The organism is Bradyrhizobium sp. Leo78 (assembly GCF_059512425.1).
The window spans coordinates 1-319 of sequence record NZ_JCAMOT010000322.1 but is presented as its reverse complement, the minus strand read 5'-3'; the positions used below and the strand labels follow the sequence as shown (position 1 = coordinate 319).

Annotated in this window: 1 protein-coding gene; it reads right to left on the bottom strand. The window is 63.3% G+C overall.

The window, feature by feature from the left end:
* The coding region (locus AC5ZG1_RS44900; protein ID WP_496136639.1) for a carboxyl transferase domain-containing protein at nucleotides 1–319 on the bottom strand (319 nt) is incomplete at both ends.

The following is a 319-nucleotide window of genomic DNA, read 5'->3' as shown; positions in this document are numbered from 1 at the left end:
AAGCGGACGAAGCGCGCGGCCTTGCGCGAGGCGTCGCTGTCGAGCACGCCGGCGAGCACCATCGGCTGGTTGGCGACAAAGCCCACCGTGCGGCCGGCGATGCGGCCGAAGCCGGTGACGATGTTCTTGGCGAAGGTCTCGGAGATCTCGAAGAAGTCCCCCTCGTCCACGACCTTCAGGATCAATTCCTTCATGTCATAGGGCTTGTTCGGATTGTCGGGGATCAGGGTGTCCAGGGACATGTCGACCCGGCCGATATCGTCGAAGCTTGGCCACTCCGGCACGCCGTCGGTGTTGTTCGACGGCAGGAAGTCGATCA